The sequence below is a fragment of the Prevotella sp. 10(H) genome, assembly GCF_000711235.1.
In the GTDB taxonomy this organism is placed as follows: domain Bacteria; phylum Bacteroidota; class Bacteroidia; order Bacteroidales; family Dysgonomonadaceae; genus Dysgonomonas.
In genome coordinates, this window is record NZ_JOMI01000004.1 from 73,429 (window position 1) to 98,433 (window position 25,005).

21 protein-coding genes are annotated in these 25,005 nt (G+C 40.1%); 19 read left to right on the forward strand and 2 right to left on the reverse strand.

All coding sequences use genetic code 11. The annotated features are described in order from the left end of the window. Positions 1-81: 81 nt before the first annotated feature. From rimP to murI, 5 genes are all read left to right on the forward strand, one after another. The gene (gene rimP, locus K348_RS0109595; RefSeq protein WP_029904756.1) at positions 82-549 is read left to right on the forward strand and encodes a ribosome assembly cofactor RimP; all 468 of its coding nucleotides are present in this window, start codon (positions 82-84) and stop codon (positions 547-549) included. Between the two features lie 5 nt (positions 550-554). Beyond that, positions 555-1,817 (forward strand): transcription termination factor NusA, encoded by a 1,263-nt coding sequence (gene nusA / locus K348_RS0109600; RefSeq protein WP_029904757.1) that lies wholly within the window; start codon positions 555-557, stop codon positions 1,815-1,817. Between the two features lie 122 nt (positions 1,818-1,939). Continuing rightward, positions 1,940-4,822, forward strand: coding sequence for a translation initiation factor IF-2 (infB, locus tag K348_RS0109605; RefSeq protein WP_029904758.1), 2,883 nt, complete (start codon positions 1,940-1,942; stop codon positions 4,820-4,822). Positions 4,823-5,026: 204 nt separating this feature from the next. After that, entirely contained in the window at positions 5,027-5,545 is a 519-nt protein-coding gene (locus K348_RS0109610; RefSeq protein WP_029904759.1) for an OmpH family outer membrane protein, read from the forward strand. A 71-nt stretch (positions 5,546-5,616) separates the two neighbouring features. Then, on the forward strand, positions 5,617-6,444 hold the full coding sequence (gene murI / locus K348_RS0109615; RefSeq protein ID WP_029904760.1) for a glutamate racemase: 828 nt from the start codon (positions 5,617-5,619) through the stop codon (positions 6,442-6,444). Between the two features lie 80 nt (positions 6,445-6,524). On the opposite strand, the gene K348_RS0109620 is transcribed toward murI, so the two are convergent. Beyond that, a complete protein-coding gene (locus K348_RS0109620; RefSeq protein ID WP_029904761.1) occupies positions 6,525-7,823 on the reverse strand; it encodes an FISUMP domain-containing protein in 1,299 nt (432 codons plus the stop codon). Positions 7,824-8,164: 341 nt separating this feature from the next. Further along, a complete protein-coding gene (locus K348_RS0109625) occupies positions 8,165-10,885 on the reverse strand; it encodes an alpha-L-rhamnosidase (protein WP_029904762.1) in 2,721 nt (906 codons plus the stop codon). Between the two features lie 164 nt (positions 10,886-11,049). On the opposite strand from K348_RS0109625, the gene dinB reads away from it, so the two are divergent. From dinB to purB, 14 genes are all read left to right on the forward strand, one after another. Then, a complete protein-coding gene (gene dinB / locus K348_RS0109630) occupies positions 11,050-12,141 on the forward strand; it encodes a DNA polymerase IV (RefSeq protein WP_029904763.1) in 1,092 nt (363 codons plus the stop codon). Between the two features lie 58 nt (positions 12,142-12,199). Then, a complete protein-coding gene (locus tag K348_RS0109635; RefSeq protein ID WP_029904764.1) occupies positions 12,200-12,415 on the forward strand; it encodes a hypothetical protein in 216 nt (71 codons plus the stop codon). Then, positions 12,412-12,855 (forward strand): nucleoside deaminase, encoded by a 444-nt coding sequence (locus tag K348_RS0109640; RefSeq protein WP_029904765.1) that lies wholly within the window; start codon positions 12,412-12,414, stop codon positions 12,853-12,855. The genes K348_RS0109635 and K348_RS0109640 overlap by 4 nt, the downstream gene beginning before the upstream one ends. 135 nt (positions 12,856-12,990) lie before the next feature. Beyond that, positions 12,991-13,707, forward strand: coding sequence for a NigD-like protein (locus K348_RS18410; RefSeq protein ID WP_036930402.1), 717 nt, complete (start codon positions 12,991-12,993; stop codon positions 13,705-13,707). Positions 13,708-14,127: 420 nt separating this feature from the next. Next, complete coding sequence (locus tag K348_RS0109650) at positions 14,128-14,637, forward strand: Fur family transcriptional regulator (protein WP_029904766.1); 510 nt, start codon at positions 14,128-14,130, stop codon at positions 14,635-14,637. Continuing rightward, a complete protein-coding gene (locus K348_RS0109655) occupies positions 14,634-15,896 on the forward strand; it encodes an adenylosuccinate synthase (protein ID WP_029904767.1) in 1,263 nt (420 codons plus the stop codon). The genes K348_RS0109650 and K348_RS0109655 overlap by 4 nt, the downstream gene beginning before the upstream one ends. Positions 15,897-15,978: 82 nt before the next feature. Then, positions 15,979-16,647 (forward strand): zinc metallopeptidase, encoded by a 669-nt coding sequence (locus K348_RS0109660; protein WP_051697755.1) that lies wholly within the window; start codon positions 15,979-15,981, stop codon positions 16,645-16,647. A 95-nt stretch (positions 16,648-16,742) separates the two neighbouring features. Then, the gene (locus tag K348_RS0109665) at positions 16,743-17,426 is read left to right on the forward strand and encodes a zinc metallopeptidase (RefSeq protein ID WP_029904769.1); all 684 of its coding nucleotides are present in this window, start codon (positions 16,743-16,745) and stop codon (positions 17,424-17,426) included. A gap of 137 nt (positions 17,427-17,563) precedes the next feature. Further along, complete coding sequence (locus K348_RS0109670) at positions 17,564-18,691, forward strand: metallophosphoesterase (RefSeq protein WP_231496768.1); 1,128 nt, start codon at positions 17,564-17,566, stop codon at positions 18,689-18,691. After that, positions 18,691-19,887 carry a metallophosphoesterase gene (locus tag K348_RS0109675; RefSeq protein WP_029904771.1) on the forward strand — a complete coding sequence of 399 codons (1,197 nt, stop codon included), beginning with the start codon at positions 18,691-18,693 and terminating at the stop codon, positions 19,885-19,887. Before K348_RS0109670 ends, K348_RS0109675 begins: the two co-directional genes overlap by 1 nt. Before the next feature lie 15 nt (positions 19,888-19,902). Further along, positions 19,903-21,561 carry a DNA repair protein RecN gene (recN, locus tag K348_RS0109680; protein ID WP_029904772.1) on the forward strand — a complete coding sequence of 553 codons (1,659 nt, stop codon included), beginning with the start codon at positions 19,903-19,905 and terminating at the stop codon, positions 21,559-21,561. A gap of 228 nt (positions 21,562-21,789) precedes the next feature. Beyond that, entirely contained in the window at positions 21,790-22,890 is a 1,101-nt protein-coding gene (locus K348_RS0109685; RefSeq protein ID WP_029904773.1) for a DegT/DnrJ/EryC1/StrS aminotransferase family protein, read from the forward strand. A 19-nt stretch (positions 22,891-22,909) separates the two neighbouring features. Continuing rightward, the gene (locus K348_RS0109690; protein WP_029904774.1) at positions 22,910-23,428 is read left to right on the forward strand and encodes a hypothetical protein; all 519 of its coding nucleotides are present in this window, start codon (positions 22,910-22,912) and stop codon (positions 23,426-23,428) included. A 173-nt stretch (positions 23,429-23,601) separates the two neighbouring features. Continuing rightward, positions 23,602-24,945, forward strand: a complete 1,344-nt coding sequence (purB, locus tag K348_RS0109695) for an adenylosuccinate lyase (protein WP_029904775.1) — start codon at positions 23,602-23,604, stop codon at positions 24,943-24,945. Positions 24,946-25,005: the final 60 nt, after the last annotated feature.

A 25,005-nucleotide genomic window follows, 5' to 3' on the forward strand; every position in this document is an offset into this window, starting at 1 on the left:
AAAAATTATTTTTACTACTTTTGTATCCGGAAAATAGAGGGAGAGGAGGCTGTGGCTTCCTCTTTGTTGTTGATAAAGCAAATGATAGATAAAGATTTTTTAAGGGATATAGTCGATGAATTTCTGCTGGGCACTCAGATGTTTCTGGTAGATATTGTTATCAGACCGGGTAATATAATAGTTGTGGAAATCGACAGCGAGGAAGGTGTCAGCATAGACGACTGTATTTCTCTGAGCCGGATGATAGAATCGAAACTAGACAGAGATACAGAAGATTTCGAACTTGAAGTAGGTTCTGTCGGAATCACATCTCCTTTCAGAATCCCCCGCCAGTACAAGAAAAACGAAGGAAATGAAGTTGAAGTACTGACTAAAGCAGGACAGAAACTATCAGGGATACTAAAAAGCAGCGACGATAACGGGTTTGTAGTTACCATTACAAAAATGGTAAAGCCCGAGGGAGCAAAAAAGAAAGTGGCAATAGAAGAAGACCTTCCCTTTGCCTATAATGATGTAAAATATACAAAATACTTAATACGATTTAAATAACTGTTATGGCTAAGAAAGAAGTTATTAGTATGATCGATACTTTTTCAGAATTTAAAGAACTGAAGAATATCGACAGGATGACAATGATAAGCGTTCTCGAAGACTCTTTTCGTAATGTGATTGCGAAGCTTTTCGGTTCGAACGACAATTATGATGTAATTATCAATCCCGACAAAGGTGACCTTGAGATATGGCGCAACCGCACTATTGTTGAGGACAACGAACTCGAAGATGAAAATACGCAGATATCACTTACTGAGGCCAGAAAAATAGATGAAGATTTTGAAGTTGGCGAAGAAGTGACAGACGAAGTATTCTTCGAAGATTTCGGACGCCGCGCTATCCTCAACCTACGCCAGACATTGACTTCCAAAATACTTGAACTGCAAAAAGAAGGCCTTTACAACCGTTATAAAGAAAAAATCGGAGAAATCGTATCAGGTGAAGTATATCAGATATGGAAAAAAGAGATATTGCTTCTTGACGACGAAAAAGAAGAACTTCTTTTGCCTAAGACAGAACAGATACCAAGCGACTTTTTCCGTAAAGGCGAGCACGTGCGTGCCGTAGTGGAAAAAGTAGAAAACAAAAATAATAATCCAAAAATTATTTTGTCACGTACTTCTCCTGTCTTTCTGGAAAGATTGCTGGAAATCGAGGTACCAGAAATAAACGACGGACTTATAACGATAAAAAATATAGCCCGCATACCGGGCGAAAGAGCCAAGGTAGCCGTAGAATCATACGACGACCGCATCGATCCGGTAGGAGCTTGCGTAGGTATGAAAGGTTCGCGTATACACGGCATCGTTCGTGAGTTGCGCAACGAAAACATCGATATCATAAACTATACGCCTAATACAAGCCTTTTCATTCAGCGTGCACTTAGTCCGGCTAAAATAACATCGGTTAAACTGAACGAAGAAGAAAAACGGGCTGAAGTATTACTACGCCCTGAAGAAGTTTCACTGGCTATCGGTAAAGGAGGTTTTAATATAAAACTGGCCAGTATGCTTACAGGCTATACAATCGATGTATACCGCGATATAGACGACTTCGACGAGGAAGATATCTATCTGGATGAATTCCGTGACGAAATCGACGGATGGGTTATCGACCAGCTGAAAAAAATTGGCTGTGTAACAGCTAAAAATGTGTTAACTGCCGATAGAGACAAATTGATTCAGGAGGCAGACCTTGAAGAAGACACAGTGGATGAAATAATAGAAATCCTGCGTGCAGAATTTGACGACGAAAGTCAGTCCTGATTTGGTTATTCACTGATTTCTTAATACTTTTGTATTTCGAGTTCGCCTGGCTGAATTACCATTTATGCAGATTAAGCAATATTACAGAGTTCACTGTCCATTTTTAGAATTAAAAAGAAAATATGTCAATAAGATTAATAAAGATATCCAAAGATTTGAATGTAGGAATTAGCAGCCTTGTTGAGTTCCTGCACAAAAAGGGATTTGACGTAGAATCAAATCCTAATACTAAAGTTGACGGTGAACAACATGAATTGCTTGTAAAAGAATTTGGCAACAGTGCCGATCTCGAGGCTTTACTCAACAGCCGCAAGGAAAAGGAAAGAGAGAGGGAGAAGGAAAAAGAAGTGCAGGCACAGGTAAAAGTTGAAGAAGTTGCACCTAAACAACAAGAACCGGAAGAAATAAAGACTGAAATACCGGATTCATTCAAGCCTCATGTACAAGTGGTGGACAAGATTGATCTGGATGCACTCAATAAACCTAAAAAAGCAGAACCTAAAGAAGAGGTTCAGCCCGAACCTGAAATCAAACCTACAGAACCGGTCGTTGAAGAAAAACAGGAAGAACAAATTCCTGAACCGGTACAGGCTGTAGAAGAAGAAAAAGAAGAACCAGTGTTGATAACAGAAGAAGAAAAAGAAGAAGAGGCGGTAGCTTCCGCCCCGGTTGTTTCACAGGATGTTGAAGAAGAAAAAGAAGATTCTGAAAATGTGTTCCGACTCAACAAAACTGTTATAAAATCGAATATCGTAGTCAAAGGATCGATAGACCTTAGCTCGATTAACGATAAAACCCGGCCTGCTAAAAAGACAAAAGCGGAAAAGAAAAAAGAACGTCTTGAAAAAGAACAGCAAGATCAGAAAAAGGTTAAGGAAAATACTGTCCGTCTGCTGAAAAAAGAAACGGACGAAGAGGCTAAAAAGCGAAAAGCCAGCACCGATGACAATGACGATGCTGCCAAAAAGAAACGTAACCGTATCAAAAAAGGCAAAGTCGATATTGAAAAAGGCGTTCCTCCACAAGGTACCGACAGACCTCATCATGGCGGAGGCGACAGGTCGAAGCACAATTTGCGTAAACCGGTCATAAAACAAGCGGTAAATGAGGAAGACGTACAGAAACAAATAAAAGAAACTCTGGCCCGCCTGACCGGAAAAGGAGGTAAAAATAAAGGAGCTAAATACAGAAAAGAGAAACGTGACGCCGTTTCGCAAAGGCAACAGGAAGAACAGGAATTACAGGAACAGGAAAGCAGAACTCTGAAAATTACAGAGTTTGTTACAGCCAACGACTTGGCCAATATGATGAATGTACCGGTAGTGAAAGTAATTTCCACTTGCATGAGTATCGGCATCATGGTATCGATAAACCAGCGGCTCGATGCTGAGACTATCAATATAGTTGCTGAAGAATTCGGCTTCAAAACTGAGTATGTAAGTGCTGAAGTTGTAGAAGCTATAAACGAGGAGGAAGACAACGAAGCAGATCTGGAACCACGCGCTCCTATCGTAACAGTCATGGGACACGTCGACCACGGTAAGACTTCATTGCTTGACAATATCCGACAAACGAATGTTATCGCCGGAGAAGCCGGAGGTATTACACAGCATATCGGAGCTTATAACGTGAAGCTAAAATCCGGACGACGTATCACATTCCTCGATACTCCGGGGCACGAGGCCTTTACAGCCATGCGTGCACGTGGTGCGAAAGTTACGGATATAGCGATCATTATTGTTGCAGCAGACGACAATGTCATGCCACAGACAGTAGAAGCAATCAACCATGCTTCGGCTGCGGGTGTACCTATCGTTTTCGCGATAAACAAAATAGATAAACCGGGAGCAAACCCTGAAAAGATAAAAGAAACCCTTGCCGGAATGAATTATCTTGTTGAAGACTGGGGAGGTAAATACCAGTCACAGGATATATCCGCAAAACAAGGACTTGGGGTAGATGAACTGTTGGAAAAAGTTTTGCTCGAGGCAGAATTACTCGATCTGAAAGCAAATCCAAACAGGCGTGCTACAGGTTCGGTTATCGAATCGTCTCTCGACAAAGGCCGTGGCTACTTGTCTACAGTACTTGTAGAGAACGGAACACTGAAGAAAGGAGATATTGTACTTGCGGGAACATATTTCGGACGTGTGAAAGCAATGTTCAATGAGCGTAATGCAAACATCGAGGCTGCCGCACCTGCTGCTCCTGCACTTATTTTAGGGCTGAACGGAGCGCCTCAGGCGGGAGATATATTCCATGTACTAGAAACAGAACAGGAAGCCCGTGAGATTGCTACAAAACGTGAACAGTTACAGCGTGAGCAGGGACTCCGTACACAGAAAATACTTACTCTGGACGATATAGGTCGCCGTATTGCTATCGGCAACTTCCAGCAGTTGAATGTAATTGTCAAAGGAGATGTGGACGGTTCGGTAGAAGCGCTATCCGACTCATTGATAAGATTATCTACAGAAGAAATACAGGTGAATGTGATACACAAGGCTGTAGGTCAGATTTCCGAATCGGATATCGTTCTTGCAGCTGCATCCGATGCTATTATCATTGGATTCCAGGTACGTCCGTCACAGGCAGCACGCAGGGCTGCTGACAAAGACGGAGTGGAAATCCGCTTGTATTCTATTATTTATGACGCGATTGAGGAAGTCAGATCTGCGATGGAAGGTATGTTATCGCCTGAAATCAAAGAAGTACAAACAGGATACGTTGAAGTTCGCGAAGTATTCAAAATTACCAAAGTGGGTACTGTTGCCGGATGTATGGTCAAAGAAGGTAAGCTCAAGAGGGCTAACAAGATACGCCTTATACGCGACGGTATCGTAATCTATTCCGGTGAACTGGGATCCCTCAAACGTTTCAAAGACGATGTGAAAGAAGTAGCATCCGGTTACGAATGCGGATTGAACATTCATAATTATAATGATATAAAAGTAGGCGACGTAATTGAGCCGTTTGAAGAAATTGAAGTGAAGAAAACATTGTAATATTCAAAATATTACGTATCTTTGCATCCAATACAAAATAACCTAAGGAAAACCAATTGATAGTTGTTGACAAGCAATCTTGCCTTGAAAGTCGGTGGTACTAACCATACCACCGAAACACACAACTATCAACAGGTTGAAGGTTAAGCCGGTTTCTTCGTCAGATTTCAAAAGTTGTAATACTACAAAACAGCAATTATCGTGATGAAAAGAATTATTCTAATTTCCATATTTGCCCTTTCGGTTCTATTTGCGGGAAATACATTTGCGCAGTCTGTACAACAAATAGCCTTTGTTAATTCGAATGAATTGCTTGAAACCATCCCTGAAAAGGTGGCTGCATCGAAGACTATCAATGACCTGAACAAGAAATATAAAGACGAACTGCAGGTAATGCAGAACGACTATAATAAAAAATATTCCGATTTCATATCCTATCAGAACTCTATGGCAGAGAATGTACGTCTCCGCCGTATGCAGGAACTGTACGAACTGGAGCGTCAGATAAATAACTTTATGAAAGTGGCACAGGACGATATCCAGAATCAGGAACAGGTACTGATAGCACCTTTACGTCAGAAAGTTAAGGATGCTATCTATCAGGTGGGAATGGAACAGGGATTTGTCTGCATTTACGATCTGGCAAATCCGGCAATTGCTTTTGTTACCCCGGATGCTACAAATGCGACAGCTTTAGTAAAACAGAAACTGGGAGTAAAATAGAATTAATCAGAATATAGAACAATATAAATGCTTCTGGATAAAGGAAGCATTTTTTGTATAAACACAATATTATGTTGAAACCGGGACCAATAGGCGTTTTTGATTCGGGATACGGAGGGCTGACCATACTTTCTGAGATACAGGCATTGTTGCCCGAATACGACTATTGCTATCTGGGAGATAATTCCCGTGCTCCTTACGGACCGCGATCTTTCGATATAGTATACGAATTTACAAAACAAGCAGTCCTCGAACTGTTCGATATGGGTTGCAACCTGATTATTCTGGCGTGTAATACAGCTTCGGCAAAAGCTTTACGAACAATCCAGCAAAAAGATTTACCACATATTCATCCCGACAAAAGAGTATTAGGCGTTATTCGTCCTACAGCTGAGATTATCGGCTCGGTTACAAAGAGCAGGCATATCGGCATACTCGGTACAGCGGGAACAATACAATCCGAATCTTACCCGATAGAAATAAATAAGTTTTTTCCTGACATTAAAGTTACAGGTGAAGCCTGTCCTATGTGGGCTACATTAGTCGAGAACAGGGAACATGAGAATGAAGGGGCAGATTATTTTATAAAGAAGAATCTTAATAATATCTTATCTAAAGACTCTCAAATAGATACTCTTATACTTGGCTGTACCCATTACCCCCTACTATTAAATAAGATAGAAGCTTTCCTGCCTGCAGGCGTCAAAGCCCTGCCTCAGGGAAAATATGTGGCAGAAAGCCTGAAAGACTATCTGTTTCGTCATCCGGAGATGGATAGCATATGTACAAAAAACGGAATCACACAGTATTTTACTACCGAATCTCCACAGAAATTCTCAGAGGCGGCCACTATATTTCTTAATAAAGAAATTGAGGTAAAGCGAATAACACTTGAATAAAAAAGGAAATTCAATACTACATTTATTTGCGAATTGTATGCAGTATTGAATCACGCTCCTTCCTTTAATAATAATTTATCTCAATCTTTCTTGCATCTGACAGAAAGATTACTTCCACTTAATGCATAGCCCTTATCCACGCCACTGCTGGCGTAAATAAGACTACGAGACCACATGTTGGAATTATCTTTCGGACTGCTTGTCCAAAATCCGGTACCGACACCATATTCCCGATACCCTGATCCGAATACTAGATTTATAGAGAACCCATTGTTCACGGGATGATGGGATGTTCCTCTATTTGAAATACCGTCTGTAGAAGTTCCTTCATATGACTCACACACTCCTTTCATTGCCCGCCCGTGCAATCCGCGATATGGATACTGATTATTGTCTTGGGGTAGTAAATCTGCAGGCGAATTATATATATCCGGACTGTCACTATATTTTGATGTGTTACGGATCATTTCGTTTTCCAGTTCTGTCCATTCATAGTCGGTAGGTAAATGCCAACCATTAGGACAAATCCCCTGTCTCTTATTTACTGTAACCGTTGTCCAAGCGTCATTGACTGATTCCCCATAATTTAGACCAGCTTCATCCAATATAGCTTCTTTGGAATTTACAGCAGCATGCCAGTTATACATTAATCCTAATAGATTATTTCCGTTAAATATAGTAGCATCATCACCATTTTCAGATCCATTCCCATAAGGATAAAACCACGCAGGATCATTATGATCGTTGTAAGTTGCTGAATTTGTCGGTAGTTCTGTCTTAATTATCTGATCTTCAGCATCAGGTGTACGAACCGGATCGAACCTGTTTGCAGCCAGATTTGTAATCATCCACCGTCCTGCCGCACCAAAATCCGCAGAATAAAAAACTCTTGCTTTCGGAACCGACTGGTCGTAATGACGTAAAACCTGTGCACCCCAAGTAGATGCGTCTGCCGGTGCATCGTCTATATCTCTAAACATATCATCCGGACTCATATTAATCCATTCTTCACCACTCCAGACATATGCCCCGTCAGCAACCACAGCCTTAAATGTATTTTTCAGGCATTTGTTTAAGTTATAAACTGTAAGCCCTGTATGGGCACCCATATCATAACTTTCCGAATTGGCTCCTATCGAAGCAGCCAGTGTAGAATGTGTATCCGGATTTACTTTGGAAATAAATACACGTGGCAATATAATACCTTTAGTCGATGTTGTATTATCCGCCAGCGGTATGCTTTCTTTCATGTCGAGCAGAGTCCCATCATTCGGTTCTAGATCTGATCCGATTGTTACCTGAGCATTAATATTAATAACTGAAGAGAGAAAGGCAATTTTGAACAATAGCCGCAGTTTTGTTTGTCTTTTGGTTTTCATAATTTGTAAAAATTTGTTGTCTCGATATATCTGTTTTAAGATTGATATGCCGCAGGCTATGCGTACATATAATATGTGAAAGCTGTTTATGCTTTCGTTTTTTCTTTATTTGTCAAATTATTATGATTTCTCTGGGAAAATCATTTCTTGTTGTGCAATATGAGGCTGAAAGTAATGCTTTTAACTTAAAGCATCAAACAGAATTAACATTTATAGTTAAATATGTAATAAATAGGTCAGAATATGTAATTTGTTTATTTGTTACGATTTTGGCCTTAATACAAATATAAAAAATCCCCTCAGGAATAAGCCAAAGGGGATTTATAAGACATATTAGTTTTTCAGTATTTTATAGTCAGCGTATGTTTGCCAGAAGTAAGAATATAAGAAGTGGTACCGTCAATACCCTTCTTATCTGTAATTCCTGTATTCTTCTTTTTATCCAAAGTCATACCTTTCGGCAACATTACCTCAGCGGTAGTATTGGCAGGTATTTCTATTTCCCAGTTTATTGTATTTGAACCCTTTTTCCATTCGCTGCGGATTTTCCCGTATACCGATTCGTATGACGCTTTTACATAATCCAGTTTTTCAGGGAAGATAGGCTTCATATTGATTTTCTTAAATCCGATCATATCCTTATCTGTGCTTATCCCTGCCAATGATTCATAGTACCATATCAGCAAATCTCCGAGTAGCATCACATGGTTATGCGAATTCATGGCCGGATCAGCCGTATTTCCATTCCAGAGTTCCCATATGGTTGTTGCCCCGTTTTCGATCATATACCCCCAGCTAGGATAAGTCCTGTTGGTTGCAATCGTGTATGCCAGATCAGACCTGCCGTATTCAGTAAGCCCACGCATGAGGTATCCTATACCGACCAATCCTGTGCTCACATGGCTCTTAAATTCTCCTTCCGTTTTCTCGATGACATTAGAAAAAACCTTGTCCTGATATTCGGGAGGAGTAAGCCCCAACATCAACGAAAGTATATTTGCCGTAACGGTATTGTTGCCATATTGTCCGGTTTCCTTATTAAGATATTTTTCGTTATAGGCGTTTTTCATTTTCAAGGCAAGATCATCGAACTCTTTCTGATCCGACAGATTATTATTGATAACCGCAAACTTGCTCATAACCTGTAAAAGCCGATAGAAAAAAGTTGTACTCAATATGGCACCGTCTGTTTTCCTTGCAGGGTCTTCGGAATGGATGAGTTCCTGTCTTTCGGGCGGCATACACCAGTCGCCGAATCTATCCTTAGTCACTATATAGTCGGTCATAAAATTTGCAATGGTATACTCCATCCACTTTTTCATGGATGCATAATGAGTCATGATAGGACGTGTATCGCCATATTGTTCATAAAGCATATTGGCTGCAAATATATAAGCCGACGGCCATGTCACATTCTCATCTCTTACCTCCCAGTAAGTAGGCGCAACACAAGGCACGTTTCCGGCTGCATTCTGTGCATCTTCTATATCTTGTACCCACTTCTGATAAAGCAAAGCATTATCCAGCATGAAGCTTTCTCCGAAACAACCCATAGCTCTGTCGCCCAGCCAGCCCATACGCTCGTCGCGTTGCGGACAGTCGGTTGGCATGCTGCGATAGTTGCCTATGATACCCCAGTAGGCGTTATGGTAAATTTGATTTAAGGTAGGATCAGACGACTCGAAAGTTCCTACATCTTTCATCTCATCATAAATGACCTTTCCTTTAAAATCACTTAGTGCAGGCTCATAATTCAATCCTGTTATTTCGGCAAAGCGGAATCCGTGATATGTAAAACGGGGCTCCCATGTAAAATTACCGTCCTTTGCCGGAGTATATATATCCGTTACTCTGGCACTACGCAAATTGGCCATATATAAGCTTCCGTCGTCTTTCAGCGATTCGGCAAATACCATTTTTATCGGTTTATTCTTTGCGCCCTTCAAGTTAACAGCAAGCCAACCGACCATATTTTGACCCATATCTACCATATATGTTCCGCGTGATGTTTTCTTCACCGATAAGGGCTTCAGCTCTTTCATCACCTGAATGTTCGGATTTCGCTGGGCAATAAGCTCACCGCCCGGCTCATCTACGATAGAGGCCGGCAGCCAGCTGCTATCATTATATCCCTTTTCAGACCAGCCAGTCAATTCGAGATTTGCGTTATATTCTTCTCCGTCAAATTCATTGTTGGCAATAATCGGCCCGTTAGTAGTGAGCTTCCATGTATCGTCACTGGCTATGGTGGTTATCTTTCCGTATTGGTCTTCCACTTCCAACTGCATCAGCATTTTAGGGAAACCGAAATGACGGACGCCTGTATTGCGCATCGAGAAATAACGGCCGTTGCCGAGTATTACTCCCACTGTATTTACACCATTAGAAAGTAAATCCGTAACATCGTATACATTATAGTTTACATGCTTTGTATAATCGGTTGCCGTAGGGGCAAATACATCTTTACCTACTCTTTGCCCGTTAACATAGCACTCATAGAAACCCAATCCTGTAATATAAACTTTTGCTTTCCGTATCTGTGCCGGTAATTGGAATTCTTTGCGCAAGTATCTTGCAGCAAGGCGGGTTTCTCCTTCCAGTTTATCCCCTTCATTGATAGATTTATCCAATCCTATCCATTTAGCCTGCCAGTCTTCTTTTGACAAGGCCATTGTCCAGTTGGCAACTTCGCTCCAAGGAGATTCCCCCTTGTTTGTCCACACTTTTACTTTCCAGTAATAGGTTTTGCGCGATTGCAGCGGCTTACCCTCATAAGGAATGAATATAGAACTGCCGGATGTTACTTTTCCGGAATTCCATGATAAATTAGTCTGTTTGTTCAAATCCTTTTGCGATTCTGCTACAATAATCTGATAGGCGGTCTGGCTGACATCGGACTTATCGGATATAATCTGCCACATAAAACGGGGCGATTGGATATCGATTCCGTCCGGATTCGTTCTCATTTCGGTGCGCATGCTTTTGATCCCTATTCCCGGAAAGGCATATGGGCTAAAGCATGTTAAAAATACACTAGTAAAAATAAAGATTAGTTTTTTCATGATATACAGGTATATTATTTGGTGTAATTCAATTGTGGCACATATAAAGATATAAATTTACAGACACTCGATTTACTACGGGTTTAACAATTTGATATGATTATTTTAAAAAATGATTTTTGTATCTTTCGCTATTATAATCCATTTACGAAAGAAAGGAAAATATGCGTAAAATAATCCATGTAGACATGGATGCATTCTATGCCTCTATCGAACAGCGCGACAACAAAGAATATAGAGGTAAACCGCTGGCTGTGGGATATGCGGGACCGAGAGGCGTAGTAGCTGCCGCCAGCTATGAAGCCCGCCGCTATGGGGTACGCTCTGCCATGGCATCGAAAACAGCATTGCGGAAATGCCCTCACATAATATTTGTTCCTGCCCGATTCGATGTTTATAAAAGTGTATCGCGGCAAGTGATGGATATTTTCCATGAATATACGGATATTGTAGAGCCCCTGTCACTGGATGAAGCCTTCCTCGATGTGACACATAACCATAAGAATATTGCCTCCGCTACACAGATAGCAAAAGAGATTAAGGAGAAAATATTCGACGCAACAAGACTCACAGCTTCAGCAGGAGTATCATTCAATAAATTCCTTGCAAAAATAGCTTCCGACTACAATAAGCCCAACGGATTATTCGTGGTGAAACCTGCAATGGCTGAAAAATTTGTCGAATCACTTCCTATCGAACAATTTTTTGGTGTGGGGAAAGTTACAGCTAAATATATGCATGATTTAGGGATAAAAACAGGCTGGGACTTAAAACAACGAAGCGAAAATGAACTGGTTGCCCACTTTGGAAAGGCAGGGCATGTCTATTACCTCAACGCAAGAGCAATAGACGAGCGGCCTGTAGAATCGCAGCGCATACGTAAGTCCATAAGTTCGGAAACCACTTTCGACAGGGATATAGATAATATAGACGAATTAGCGCTCGAACTCGATATTGTAGCAAAAGATGCCTTCTCTGATATCGAAAAAAAAGGATTTAAAGGGCGTACAATCACATTGAAAATAAAATATGCCGATTTTAAAATCATTACCCGCAGTAAAACATTCAATACACCGATTGTGGATTATGACACATTCTACAAAGAGGGATTTGAATTGTTGCAAAATGTCGATCTCTCTCCCAAAGTACGACTGATAGGGCTGGGATTAAAAAACAGTGATGATGAAACAAACTGGGCAGAAGCTGTACAACTACGGATAAATTTCGAAGAAGATGGTCACATAAACGGCAAATAGATGAATATTCTATTGTAAATTCTTTCACATATTGAGATTAGTGTTTACTTTTGCGATAATGAAACCTAATAAGAAAGGAGCAGCAAGTAACCGAACCAAGCATCTTCTTTTTTCGCTCAACGATGAAGAATATGCACTCATAGCATCTTATATGAAAAAGTATAAGATAGCTAACCGCTCCCGCTGGTGCAGAGAAACACTTATTGCCCATATTCTTAAAAACCTGGAACAGGACTACCCTACCCTTTTCGGTGAAAACGAAATGCGCCGATGACTACCATTCTGAACGATGAACATTATATGCGTCAGGCATTTAACGAGGCTCAGATTGCTTTCGATAAGAACGAAGTGCCGATAGGTGCCGTCGTTGTTTGTCAAGGGAGGATTATCGCGCGTGCTCATAACCTTACCGAAACGCTGAATGATGTCACCGCCCATGCAGAGATGCAGGCTATAACTGCCGCAGCGAATTTTCTCGGAGGAAAATATCTTAAAGATTGCACCTTATATGTGACTTTAGAGCCGTGCCCGATGTGTGCAGGAGGATTGCTTTGGTCACAAATATCAAAAATTGTGTACGGTGCGAAAGATGAAAAGAAAGGTTATTCGCTTTTCTCTCCCGGTATATTACATACTAAAACAACCGTAGTATCAGGAATATTGGAAGAAGAATGCGCTTCTTTGGTAAAAGAATTCTTCAGGCAAAAAAGATAACTTACCCTACTTGTATTAAAATCGCAATTCTTTAACATTTATTTAGATTTATTCATGCAACATGACCTATATATTGAGCATCTATTATGTGTAAGGAATATTAATTATTATCAATCAAAGTTTTTTACATAAAAGATGAGAAGGTATAGAAAATTATTTTCAACACTGATTTTATGCTCGGTTTTAGCACTGGGTTTCTCGTCTTGTGATGATATTGACGGATATTCTCTCGGCAATTTTTGGGAGGATATTGTAACAGTACAAAAGATAGACGAGAATACTTATTCGTTTGTCCGCGATAACGGAGAAAAATTATGGGTTGCTGCTCCGGTGGGAGTAAAATGGAAGCCCAAATACGATAGAGCTGTGATTAATTTCACCATATTATCGGACGAAAAGGACGGATATGACCATTATATAAGGCTGAACGATTATTATGATGTGCTAACTAAAAACGCCATTTACATAGATCCGGACGATAAATTCAGACAAGACAGCATCGGCAACGATCCGATAAAAGTAACCTCTGTATGGGAAGGCGGCGATTACCTGAATTTTAAATTTGCCTATAATACAGGTGAAAAAGAGCCGCATATGTTGAATCTGGTATCGGCAGAAACTGATCTGTCACTGGATAAGGATATAGTGAAACTGGAATTTCGGCACAATGTGAACAAGGACGAACCTGCTAAATATCCGGTAAGAGGCTATGTAAGTTTCAACCTGAAACCTTATAAGACAGAAGGACGGGATAAGGTGACTTTCGAAATAACATGGAAAGAATCCAACGGAGAAACTAAAACAGCTACCGTAGAATATAAATATACAGTGGACGAACCACTGGACGAATAAACATACTAACCTGAATATTTATTATAATATTCTTTTTGATTTCCTTTCAAAAAAGAGAGCTCGGGAGAGTTCTCTTTTTTATTTTTATTCATTTCCGTAATGGAACGTGAATAACAAAAACCAAATTAGATAAATTCTAAGAACCTGTTAGAATTTTGCTTGTCAAATAAATTATAGCTGTTTTTTAGAAAAATTGGAGCTTGATTTTGCGATAATAACCTGCTATTTGAGTAAAAGAAAAGTTTCAATTTTACAAAAAAGAGCAAAATTTATGACAAAAAACAGGATTTGAATGCCAATAGAAAAATATTTGTGGAAAATTTAAACAGGTTCTAAATAGTTAATAACTTTTTCTCACCTATAGTGCCTGATATTCTATTAAAAAGATGTATTTTTGTTCGTACCAGATTTTTCTAGTAAATGGACAATTCAAAACTGAAGGAACAAGTCAAAAACGAGTTCACGGACTATCTCGGTCTGCATAAACATCGTAAAACCCCCGAAAGATATGCCATACTTGAGCATATCTATTCTACGAAAGGACATTTTGACATGGATTCTCTGTATAATGCAATGAAAGAATCCAGTTTCAGGGTAAGCCGCGCTACATTATATAATACGATCGAGTTACTGCTCGATTGTGGTCTGGTCGTTAAGCATCAGTTCGGGGCGAATGTTTCGCAATACGAACGGGCTTACGGAAATGAAAATCACGATCATCTGATTTGTCTGAGTTGTGGAGAAGTAAAAGAACATAAGAATGGAAACCTGTTTACTCCCGCCCAGCAAAAAAAACTGCAGCGTTTCAAAATTAGCTATTACAGCATGTATATATATGGTATATGCAATAAATGCATGCGCGCTAAAAAAGCAGAAGAAAAAAAGAATAAACTAACAGAAAATAAAAATACACGTATTAAAAAGAAATGAAAGTAGATGTATTGCTAGGCTTGCAATGGGGAGATGAGGGAAAAGGCAAAATAGTGGACGTACTTACTCCCGAATATGAAATAGTAGCTCGTTTTCAGGGAGGACCGAATGCCGGTCATACCCTCGAATTCGAAGGGAAAAAGTATGTATTGCGTTCTGTTCCTTCCGGTATTTTTCAGGGAAACAAGATTAATATAATCGGAAACGGTGTCGTTCTCGACCCGGCACTTTTCAAAGGAGAAATAGAATCGCTGGAGTCGTCCGGCCACGAACTGAAAAAACGCCTGCTTATATCTAAAAAAGCCCATCTTATCCTGCCTACACACCGATTGCTCGATGCCTGCTACGAAGCGGCAAAAGGTGATTCGAAAATAGGAACTACCGGAAAAGGCATAGGCCCCACTTATACTGACAAAGTAAGCCGAAACGGCCTGCGTGTTGGTGACATACTGCATAATTTCGATGAAAAATACAATAAAGCTAAGTCTAAACATCTGAGAACGCTTCAGCAATACGGCCATGATACCAGTTCACTGGCTGAAATAGAAAAAGAATGGTTCGACGGAGTGGCTAAACTAAAAGAATTTACTTTTATCGACAGCGAACATTATATTAACAATGCGGTAAAGGAAGGAAAGAAAATTCTTGCCGAAGGCGCACAGGGAACAATGCTCGATATCGATTTCGGCTCTTATCCTTTTGTAACTTCTTCAAATACAATAAGCGCAGGAGCATGTACAGGCCTTGGTATTGCGCCACAGTCGGTAGGTGAAGTCTTCGGTATCTTTAAGGCTTACTGTACCCGCGTAGGCAGTGGGCCGTTCCCGACTGAGTTATTCGATGAAACAGGTGACAAGCTGCGTGAATACGGATTCGAATTCGGTTCTGTGACAGGACGTCCGCGCCGTTGTGGCTGGATAGACCTTGTGGCACTGCGATATGCGATTATGATAGACGGCGTAACACAGCTGATCATGATGAAGAGTGACGTGCTCGATACATTCGAAACCATCAGGGCATGTGTAGGTTATGAAATAAATGGTCAGAAAACAACCGAATTTCCATTCGAAACAGAAGATAATATCACTCCGGTCTACGTGGATATGAAAGGCTGGCAAACAGATATGACAAAAATGCAAAAAGAAGATGAATTCCCTACTGAGTTCAAACAATATGTTGCATTTCTGGAGAGCGAACTTGGCGTACCTATCCGTATTGTTTCTTTAGGACCTGACAGGGCGCAGACCATAATCCGATAATAATGTTTTTTAGAATAGTGTGCTGACAAACATTGTTGACACATTTTCTGCTTCTTTATTAACAAACACTAAAAAGAAAAACATGTATATAGCTTGGATTTTATTCGGAGTAATAATGCTTGCCAGTCTGGCTGTATCCCAGATGCTAAAGAGCAAGTTTATTAAATACTCCAGAATTCCGCTTGCCAGTGGAATGACAGGACGTGATGTAGCTGAAAAAATGCTCCACGACAATGGAATACATGATGTAAAAATAGTCTCCGCAGGAGGAATGCTTACCGACCACTATAATCCTGCCAACAAAACACTAAACCTGAGTGAAGGAGTTTATTCAAGCAATAGTGCGGCTGCTGCGGCCATTGCTGTTCGCGAATGCGGCCATGCCGTACAGCATGCAAATGCTTACGGGCCGCTGAAAATGCGCTCCGCACTCGTACCTGTCTTTAGCTATGCTTCACCATGGGTAATAATATTTATTATACTTACAGGCATTATATTAATACAGAGTTTTCCGCCGTTAATATGGATAGGAATAGGACTTTTCGCGCTGACAACCATATTCAGTTTCATCACACTGCCTGTGGAAATGAACGCCAGCCAGAGAGCTTTGGCGTGGCTCAATACAGCAGAAGCGACAAATAAAAGCAATCATGATATGGCTAAAAACGCTCTGAAATGGGCTGCTTATACATATCTTGGACGTACCTATCCTAATCGTTTAGTTAGGAATCTGACAGGGCACAGACAATAATACGATAATAATGTTTTTTAAGAATATAGAGTGTGTCGGCAAACATTGTTGGCACATTTTTTGTTTCTTTATTAACAAACACTAAAAAGAAATATATGTACATAGGTTGGATTTTATTCGGAATTATAATGCTTGCCAGTCTGGCTGTATCCCAGATGCTTAAGAGCAAGTTTAATAAATATTCCCGAATTCCGCTTGCCAGTGGAATGACGGGACGGGATGTGGCAGAAAAAATGCTTCATGAAAACGGGATATATGATGTTAAAGTTGTCTCCACAGGAGGAATGCTTACCGACCACTATAACCCTTCCAATAAAACAGTAAACCTGAGTGAAGGTGTCTATTCCAGCAACAGTGTGGCTGCCGCTGCAGTTGCTGCTCACGAATGCGGTCATGCCGTACAGCATGCACATGCTTACGGGCCATTAAAAATGCGGTCGGCACTTGTACCTGTAGTTAGTTTTGCTTCGTCATGGGTAACATGGGTGATTCTTGCCGGCATTATCTTTATACAAAGCTTTCCTGCGCTGATATGGATAGGTATCGGACTTTTTGCCATGACAACCATATTCAGTTTTATTACTTTGCCTGTTGAAATCAATGCTAGCCAAAGAGCATTAGCATGGCTTAATACAGCAGGAGTGACAAATACAAGTAATCATGATATGGCCAAGGATGCTCTGAAATGGGCAGCTTATACCTATGTGATTGCTGCAATCGGTTCACTTGCCACATTGCTTTATTATATAATGATAGCATTGGGCGGCAGACGCAATTGACATGTAATTGAATAATCTATATACAGAAGAGTGGTCTTTGCCGGCTACTCTTTTTTTATCACAAATAAATTATAATACACAGGATTATATATCTTTGTAGGTTCTAAAACTATCATTAAGTCTGAATGAAACCGATTATGTTTATAATAATATTCATTGTATACCTCCTCGTAAATTTCTATGTCTTTCAACATATATGGGTTGCTATGCCGCCGAATACAATCGGCAGGGTCGCCCTTGTTTCGTTTGCAGTCATAGCAGTTTCGTCATTCTTTATTTCTTTTCTCGCAGGCGATGCAATGCCTGTATGGCTAACATCGGTATTATATAAAATAGGTACGGCATGGTTTTTCATTATGTTGTATTTCTTTATTATACTTGCATTTAAAGACCTGTTCGGGTTGGCTAACCGTTTTTTGCATTTTATGCCTGCCGATGCAATTACCCGCTATACAAAAGAAAACTGGGTAGGTTTTAGCTTTATGATAGGCTTTATCGCCTTGTTTATGATTTGCGGCTATATCAAATACCAGTGGAAAGTACGCGTAGATGTGCCTATTCAGATATATAAGACAATAGGCGATTCCACTGCTAATCGTTCTTTACGAATTGTTGCCATTAGCGACCTGCATCTTGGCTACGGCATCGGTAAGAAAGAATTCGAAGGATGGATAAATACCATTAATGCTGAAAATCCCGATATTGTCTTGATTGCCGGAGATGTCATAGACAACAGCGTGCGTCCGCTAAATGAAGGGAATTTTGCAGAAAGCTTCCACAAGATAAAAGCACCTCTGGGAATTTATGCCTGTCTGGGCAACCATGAATATATAAGCGGATTGAAAAACAGCCTCGAATTTCTGGAAAAAGCGGGCATACATGTACTAAAAGATAGTGCGGCACTGGTGAATAACAACTTTTACGTTATCGGGCGCGACGACAGGTCCAATGAATGGCGCAGACCATTGAAAGAACTGACGGACAGCCTCGATAAGTCTAAACCGCTTATACTTCTCGACCATCAGCCATATCATCTTGAAGAAGCCGAAGCATACGGCATCGACCTGCAAATATCAGGACATACGCATCAGGGACAGGTTTGGCCGATATCGGCAATCACGAATGCCATTTATGAAAAAGACCACGGATTTGTAAAAAAAGGAAACGCAAATATATACGTCAGTTCGGGTATTGGTATCTGGGGCGGTAAGTTCCGTATAGGTACACAATCGGAATATGTAGTCATAGACATCAATAAAAAATAATGAGAGTATTCTTTAATGCGATAATCGTCCAGATTTTTCTCAGCGCCTATATCTACTGGCGCGGTTGGCAGGGATTGCCCGACAAGAATTACATAAAGATTCCGTACGCATCTATTTATATAATAGAACTAACCATTTATTTTATCGGCTTTTTCACCTCGGGAACCGGACTTCTACCGTTCGATGCCCTTCACAATTTCGCTTGGGTGGGCACTTCTTGGATGATTTTCACTATTTACATGACAGTACTGTTATTGTTATATGATTTACTAAAATATATAAACAAGAAGAAAAATATAATTCCGATAGATCTAAAAGCCAAAAAGTCACGGCTGATTTATTTCTGTTCTTCTCTACTCATAGTTTGCGCTTCCATGGGATACGGTAGTTACCGTTTCTGGAATCCTGTTGTTACCGAAATGGATTTGACGGTAGAGAAGCATTCTCCGAATGTAAAGAACTTACGGGTTGTGGTGGCTACGGATATACATGCAGGATATCTTATCGATAAGGGAATTATATCTATGTATGTAGATAAAATAATGGAACAGAAGCCTGATATAATATTGCTGCCGGGAGATATTATAGACTACGATGTCAAATCGCTATACGAACAGCATATGGAAACAGAATTTCACCGTCTGAAAGTACCGTATGGGGTCTATGCGACCACAGGCAACCACGAATATATTGAACTGGGAGACGAAGAAAAAGATGAGAAAATCCACTGGCTCAGTAAATATGCAGGACTAACCGTATTGAGAGATACGACAATACTGATAGCAGATTCATTCTATCTGGTTGGCCGTGAAGATGATATGTGTGAAACGAGAAAATCTCTCCCACAAATAATGCAGGGAGTAAATAAAGATTTACCTGTCATCGTTATGAATCATGAGCCGCACCGCCTCTATGAAGAAGCTGATAACGGGGCGGATATTGCTGTATACGGGCATACCCACAACGGGCAGTTTTTCCCTGTAAATACAATTATGGCTATATCGTCTGCTATTTATAATACGGGAATCATACCGGAAGACAAAAAACTAAGATCGATGTATGAAATACCTTACGGCTATAAGAAAAAAGGGAATACACATGTATATGTTTCGTCCGGGCTCGGCCTTGCCGGTCCTCAGTTCCGTATTGGTACAGTATCGGAAATTGTAGTTTTGAATGTGAATTTCACAAAATGATGATTATCTTTAGCTATGCTAAAATCACTTTATATAAAAAATTATGCATTAATAGATAGCCTCGAAATTGATTTCGAATCCGGCTTCTCTGTTATTACAGGGGAGACAGGTGCGGGAAAATCAATTATTCTGGGCGCACTTTCTCTTATACTTGGGCAACGAGCGGATATAAAGGCGATAAAGCAAGGGGAGAATAAATGCATTATCGAAGGCTCTTTCGATGTATCGGCATACGACCTGAAGGATTTTTGCGAAGAAAGAGGGATAGAATATGATCCCGACAGCTATATTCTGCGCAGGGAAATACTTTCTACAGGAAAATCACGGGCATTTATAAACGATTCGCCTGTCAGCTTAAACGACCTGAAAGAACTGGGTGGCCAGCTTATTGATATACATTCGCAGCATCAGAATCTCCTATTGACAGACAGCCGTTTCCAGATGCAGGTTGTAGATGCACTGGCAGGAAATAAATCTTTATTGAAAGAGTATCAACAGGCTTTTCATCAATATAAGCAATCTGAAAAGGAGCTGGCAGAACTAAAAGAGGCTGTAAAGAAAAGTAAAGAAGAAGAAGATTACCTGCGTTTCCAATATCAGGCGTTGCACGAAGCGGCATTGATAGAAGGAGAGCAGGAAGAACTGGAAGCTGAACAGGAACTGCTGAACAATGCAGAAGATATAAAATCAGCTCTATATAAAATCGACTCCCTATTATCAAACGACGAAAGAGGCATCGTTCCCATATTGAAAGAAAGCCTGAATACTTCTCAATCACTTACTAAGGTGTATCCAAAAGCTGATGAAATATCGCAGCGTTTGCAAACGGCATATATCGACCTGAAAGATTTAGCTTCGGAAATGGAGCGCACGGCAGAAGATGTGGAATTCAATCCCGAGCGGCTGTCTTATATAGAATCGCGGCTCGATCTGATTTATTCCTTACAGAAAAAGCACCATATATCATTGGTTTCAGGTTTGCTGAGCCTATATGAAGAATTGGCACATAAACTGGAAAATATCGATTCTTCCGATCAGCAATTGGAAGCTTTGGAAAAAGAAGTATTTCAGAAATACGACAAGGCCTTGAAATTGGCTAAAAAATTAAGCGACAGACGTAAGACTATTATCCCTAAATTTGAGAAAGAATTAGAGGCAAAAGTAGCTTATCTTGGCATGCCGAATATCAAATTCAAATGTGAGGTAATTACAGAAAATCATCCCAATAATTTTGGTATCGATAACATACTATTCTTATTCTCAGCTAATAAAAATGCACCTTTACAGCCTGTTGCCAATATAGCATCAGGGGGTGAAATTTCACGGCTGATGCTTTGCCTCAAGTCAATGATTGCAGGAGCCACAGCTCTACCGACTATCATTTTTGATGAAATAGATACGGGGGTTTCGGGAGAGATAGCAGATAAAATGGGACAGATAATGCTCGACTTCGGTAAAAATATGCAGGTAATTGCCATTACGCATCTGCCGCAAATCGCCGCTAAAGGACGAACACATTATAAAGTATATAAATCGGATAATGAATCGTCAACTACCACTCATCTCGATATTTTATCGGATGCCGAACGACTGGACGAAATTGCCCGTATGCTAAGTGGCTCAACCATTACCGAAGCTGCTATTCAGAATGCAAAGGCGATGCTGGCACATTAATACTGGGGTAATAAATTTATCTATATGGTAAGCAGTAGTGCTTATCGGTCTTTGAAAAAAGAGAAATGTAACAAATAAAGTATAAGTGGAAAAAACGTTACTTTTGTTACCTTTTTGAAATTTCTATACGAAAAAGCTAACCGCTAGAAGCTATCAGCTAACGGCTATAAATTCGTTACTTTTGTTACTTTTTAACCAAATAGAGTTAATTAATGTAAATATAAAATAATGAAAATTCCTTTTCTAAACCTCAAACGAGAAAATGAACGTTATGCCGCCAAAATAAAAGAGGCTGTATCACGCGTCATCGATTCGGGCTGGTATATATCAGGAGAGGAAAAGGAGAAATTCGAGAAAGAATTTGCGGCTTATTGTGGTGTAAATCATTGCATTGGCGTAGGCAACGGACTAGATTCCATTCGTTTGATACTAATGGGCTATATGGATCAGGGGACAATACAGAAAGGCGACGAAGTTATTCTTCCTGCCAATACATTCATCGCTACAGCTTTAGCTGTATCACAGTGTGGACTGGTTCCCGTACTTGCCGACTGTGATAACCGCACATACAATATCGAGTCTCAATCAGTAAAAGAAAAGATTACATCGCGCACGAAAGCAATCATTGCCGTACACCTCTATGGTCAGGTTGCTGCAATGAATGAACTAAAGCAGATAGCAACCCAATACAACCTAAAGTTGATAGAAGATGCAGCACAGGCACATGGTGCCACACATCAAGGGAAGAAAACGGGAAGCCTTGCCGATGCCGCAGCATTTAGCTTCTATCCGGTAAAGAATTTGGGAACGTTGGGAGATGCGGGAGCGGTAACAACCGATGATAAAAAGCTGGCAGATATTATTCGAAGTCTGTCGAATTACGGCTCTGGCAAAAAATACATACATCAGTATAAAGGTATAAACTCGCGTCTGGATGAAATACAGGCTGCTATCCTATCCGTAAAACTGAAACAGCTGGATGAAGAGAATCAAAAACGCAAGGAATTGGCTTCTTATTTCAGCCGGAATATTAAGAACGAAAATATCATCCTGCCATACAATAAAGAGCCGACAAGCCACGTTTTTCACTTATATGTGATTCGTACAAAAGAACGTGACAGGCTTCAGTCATATTTGGAAACAAAAGGAATATTTACACAGATACATTACCCGCTGGCCATACATAAACAGCCGGCTTACAGCGAATTGAAAGATCTGAAACTGCCTGTAGCCGAACAGTTACAGGACGAAGTTCTCAGCCTGCCTTTCTATATATCATTGACGGAAGACGAAAAGACGAGAATTACTAAGGCTTTGAACAGCTATTGAAAGATAAGGAACGATTAAGATGAAATATATTTATCTCTTACTTACTGTTATACTGTTATCATCCTGCAATAGTATAGCAAGCAAGGTAGAAAACCCGCAAAGTGACGACGACCGGATAAAGAATATGCTGATAGATGCAAAAGCATACAGCAATAGTCTGGAGATTATCGACATACAGAATATGGCAGAATATACACTTCCCGTCATTCTGCGGATGAACGGCGGCAAAGAGGTATATATCAGAAGCCTTGAGGAGTCGTCACATCCGATAGGTGAGATTGAATATATGAGAATCGAAATAATGCCGGAAGCCAAAATTATAAAAGGGCAAGGCGACAATTATTATTCAGTAGTCAGGCAGGAAACAGAGCAAAAACTGAACGGCATAGACGAAATCGTCCATTCGTCAATAAAGCTTGTCACCGAGTCCCTCGACGGAGGTAAGAACTGGACATTCGGATTCTTAAGAAAAGCCGATATATCAAATTATTATCCGCCGGAACTCGCAGGAGAGATTAACAAAAACCTTGATTACTGAATCGGATGTTACATCATGCAAAAAAAACCGTAAAAAAGATGAAAAAGATAAATAATTTCCTTTTAGTAAAACTCTTTGTCACATATATTTGTTATATATTTGCAGTAGATTAAAGTAAATAGTGATATCGAAAGGAAACTCTAAGTAAAAAACACAAAATTTCTGGCAACGAAATGACACTAACACCCTTAACCTCCATTTCACCCATAGATGGACGTTATCGTAATAAAACAGAAAAACTAGCTAATTATTTTTCAGAATATGCATTGATAAAGTATCGCGTATTAGTCGAGATAGAGTATTTTATCGCCCTTTGCGAATTGCCTCTCCCTCAGTTGAAAGATATAAATAAAGCTGTTTTTACCGATCTGAAAAAGATAGTAACCGATTTTTCAGAAGCGGATGCATTACGTATCAAAGACACGGAAAAAATAACAAATCATGATGTAAAAGCGGTTGAATACTTTATCAAAGAAGAATTTGACAGGCTGGGATTAGAAGAGTATAAAGAGTTTATACACTTCGGACTTACATCGCAGGATATAAATAATACCTCCATACCGCTTTCTCTTAAAGATGCATTGAATGATGTATATTATCCGATGCTTGAAGAACTTATAGCAAAACTTAAGGGATATGCTACCGAATGGGCTGAAATTGCCATGCTGGCAAAAACTCACGGCCAACCGGCCTCTCCTACCCGTCTTGGCAAGGAAATCATGGTATTCGTCAGCAGGCTGGAAGGACAATTAAACTTATTAAAATCAGTTCCTCTGTCGGCCAAGTTCGGTGGAGCAACAGGAAACTATAATGCACATAATGTAGCTTACCCGTCGTATGACTGGAAAGCTTTTGGCAATAAATTCGTATCGGAAAAACTGGGACTTGTCAGGGAAGAATGGACGACGCAAATATCGAACTACGACAATCTGGCGGCAGTCTTCGACGGACTGAAACGAATAGACACTATAATGATCGATCTCAACAGGGATTTCTGGCAGTATATATCGATGGAATATTTCAAACAAAAAATCAAAGAAGGTGAAATAGGCTCATCGGCAATGCCGCACAAAGTAAACCCTATCGATTTCGAAAATGCGGAAGGAAATCTGGGAATTGCTAATGCCATACTTGAACATTTATCCTCTAAGTTACCTATATCCCGTTTGCAGCGCGACCTTACGGACTCCACTGTATTACGTAATGTAGGCGTACCGATGGGACATATTGTGATAGCTATACAAAGCACGCTGAAAGGATTGGACAAATTGTTATTGAACGAGAAGGCGTTATATGATGATTTGGAAAATTGCTGGGCGGTGGTGGCGGAAGGAATCCAAACTATTTTACGTCGCGAAGGTTATCCAAAACCTTACGAGGCTTTAAAAGCACTTACACGCACTAATTCTATGATAACAGCAGAATCTATCGCAGACTTCATAAACGGATTAGATGTGAGTGAAACCGTGAAAAATGAACTTAGGAAAATTACGCCACATTCATACACTGGTGTATAATACTAAATCTAACCGTGAGGTTATAAAAACAGGTATCGTATTTATTAAAAAACAAGAAGG

Excerpts from the sequence above, each read along its gene's own strand:
- rimP (WP_029904756.1), top strand. The coding sequence starts at position 82 with ATGATAGATAAAGATTTTTTAAGGGATATAGTCGATGAATTTCTGCTG.
- nusA (WP_029904757.1), top strand. The coding sequence starts at position 555 with ATGGCTAAGAAAGAAGTTATTAGTATGATCGATACTTTTTCAGAATTT.
- infB (WP_029904758.1), top strand. The coding sequence starts at position 1,940 with ATGTCAATAAGATTAATAAAGATATCCAAAGATTTGAATGTAGGAATT.
- K348_RS0109610 (WP_029904759.1), top strand. The coding sequence starts at position 5,027 with ATGAAAAGAATTATTCTAATTTCCATATTTGCCCTTTCGGTTCTATTT.
- murI (WP_029904760.1), top strand. The coding sequence starts at position 5,617 with ATGTTGAAACCGGGACCAATAGGCGTTTTTGATTCGGGATACGGAGGG.
- K348_RS0109620 (WP_029904761.1), bottom strand. The coding sequence starts at position 7,823 with ATGAAAACCAAAAGACAAACAAAACTGCGGCTATTGTTCAAAATTGCC.
- K348_RS0109625 (WP_029904762.1), bottom strand. The coding sequence starts at position 10,885 with ATGAAAAAACTAATCTTTATTTTTACTAGTGTATTTTTAACATGCTTT.
- dinB (WP_029904763.1), top strand. The coding sequence starts at position 11,050 with ATGCGTAAAATAATCCATGTAGACATGGATGCATTCTATGCCTCTATC.
- K348_RS0109635 (WP_029904764.1), top strand. The coding sequence starts at position 12,200 with ATGAAACCTAATAAGAAAGGAGCAGCAAGTAACCGAACCAAGCATCTT.
- K348_RS0109640 (WP_029904765.1), top strand. The coding sequence starts at position 12,412 with ATGACTACCATTCTGAACGATGAACATTATATGCGTCAGGCATTTAAC.
- K348_RS18410 (WP_036930402.1), top strand. The coding sequence starts at position 12,991 with ATGAGAAGGTATAGAAAATTATTTTCAACACTGATTTTATGCTCGGTT.
- K348_RS0109650 (WP_029904766.1), top strand. The coding sequence starts at position 14,128 with ATGGACAATTCAAAACTGAAGGAACAAGTCAAAAACGAGTTCACGGAC.
- K348_RS0109655 (WP_029904767.1), top strand. The coding sequence starts at position 14,634 with ATGAAAGTAGATGTATTGCTAGGCTTGCAATGGGGAGATGAGGGAAAA.
- K348_RS0109660 (WP_051697755.1), top strand. The coding sequence starts at position 15,979 with ATGTATATAGCTTGGATTTTATTCGGAGTAATAATGCTTGCCAGTCTG.
- K348_RS0109665 (WP_029904769.1), top strand. The coding sequence starts at position 16,743 with ATGTACATAGGTTGGATTTTATTCGGAATTATAATGCTTGCCAGTCTG.
- K348_RS0109670 (WP_231496768.1), top strand. The coding sequence starts at position 17,564 with ATGTTTATAATAATATTCATTGTATACCTCCTCGTAAATTTCTATGTC.
- K348_RS0109675 (WP_029904771.1), top strand. The coding sequence starts at position 18,691 with ATGAGAGTATTCTTTAATGCGATAATCGTCCAGATTTTTCTCAGCGCC.
- recN (WP_029904772.1), top strand. The coding sequence starts at position 19,903 with ATGCTAAAATCACTTTATATAAAAAATTATGCATTAATAGATAGCCTC.
- K348_RS0109685 (WP_029904773.1), top strand. The coding sequence starts at position 21,790 with ATGAAAATTCCTTTTCTAAACCTCAAACGAGAAAATGAACGTTATGCC.
- K348_RS0109690 (WP_029904774.1), top strand. The coding sequence starts at position 22,910 with ATGAAATATATTTATCTCTTACTTACTGTTATACTGTTATCATCCTGC.
- purB (WP_029904775.1), top strand. The coding sequence starts at position 23,602 with ATGACACTAACACCCTTAACCTCCATTTCACCCATAGATGGACGTTAT.